Annotated in this window: 1 protein-coding gene; it reads left to right on the forward strand. The window is 73.2% G+C overall.

Translation table 11 applies throughout. From position 1 onward, the window contains the following. Positions 1-674: 674 nt before the first annotated feature. The coding region (locus tag FGF04_RS39250) for a type VII secretion system-associated protein (RefSeq protein WP_149516168.1) at positions 675-1,391 on the forward strand (717 nt) is incomplete at its 3' end.

Consider the following 1,391-nt stretch of genomic DNA (forward strand, 5'->3'; position numbering starts at 1 on the left):
GTGCCGGTGCCGGTGCAGGTGTCGGTTCCGGTGCCTGCGCCGGGGTCGTGGCCCCGGCCTCGGCCTCCGTCGTGCCGGCGGCCGGCTCCGGGTTCGCTTTCGCGCCTGGCGTCTTGGGGGGTTGGGGGGACATGCGGTACTCCTCCTCGGTGGCGGAGCTGGTCGGTGGGCGAGGGCCCGCGCAGCGGGCGGGCCGACGAACACCATTCGGCTCGCCGGGCGTTGGTCAAGTGCCGCGTCGAGGTGTGCCGGTCCGGCCCGGTCCGGGCCGCCGGGCCCGCATGACCTTCCGCGGTGGCGGCCGCGGACCGGTCCGATGCCTTCCGAGCTGCGAAGTCCTCCCGTACGGCCCTGGCTTGGACGTCCGGGCGGAAGGCACATGTACGTTCGACGGGTCCGATGGCGTACCCAACTTAGCCCGTCACGGGAGCGACAGCAGCACCCGTCGCCCCAACCGTCCCACCGCTTTGTCCGCCCACGCCTCACTGCTCCCCAAAAGTTCTCCGAACGGGCGGAGAACGGGCACGTGGACGCCCGATTCGGACCCGGCCTCCTCGCCCACGGATGGGGCACGTGTGGCATTCTGTTGACTCCCCGATTCTGATCGGTGGTCGGCGTGCGCGCACGGAGTGCGGCACCCAGGAATTCGTACGGACCGAAGAGTTCAGGTGAAGATGCGGCCCGGAGAACGGCAAGAGGGCAGGCATGATGCCCCGTCCGCGGTGACCGGGACACCCGAGCCCGTGACCGGGACACCCGGGCCCGAGATCGAGACATCCGAGCCCGAGATCGAGATACCCGAGGCCGTGCGGGACGCCGCCCGCCGGGCACCGGGGCACTGGATCGGCGTGGTCGACCCCGAGTGGACCGACGAGGGGACACCGCCGGAGTGGGCCGTGCTGGGGGAGTGGCAGTCGGACGAGGGCGGAGGCGTCGGCGACTACCGCGCCAACCCCGCGTACCGGCCCTCGGCCCGTGTACTCGGCTGGCCCGAACCCACCGATCCGGTGGACGAGGCCGCCCAGCGCGCCGCCACCGGCTACGGCTCGGTCGACGAGGCGGTCGCGGCCCTCGCGGAGGCCGAGGTCACCGTGGTGCGCGCGGCGGACGGCAGGCCGCTCACGGCCACCGGTCAGGACGGGACGCCGGTGGTGCTGCTGTTCACCTCACCGGCACACGAGTTCATGTCCCCGGCACTTCGGCACGGCACACTCCCGGCCAGGGAGCTGGCCCGTTCGCTGGCCGGTTCGGACACCCGGCTGCTCGCCAACCCCGCGGCCGCGGCCCCCTTGCTCGTACCGGCGGACAGCCTCCTTACCGGTCCCGCCGACCTGCCCGTTCCCGGTGACTCCTCCGGTCCGGCGGACCCCACCCCCTCCGAGGACGCGCAC

Origin of the sequence: Streptomyces apricus (assembly GCF_008369065.1) — a bacterium.
In the GTDB taxonomy this organism is placed as follows: Bacteria; Actinomycetota; Actinomycetes; order Streptomycetales; family Streptomycetaceae; genus Streptomyces; species Streptomyces apricus.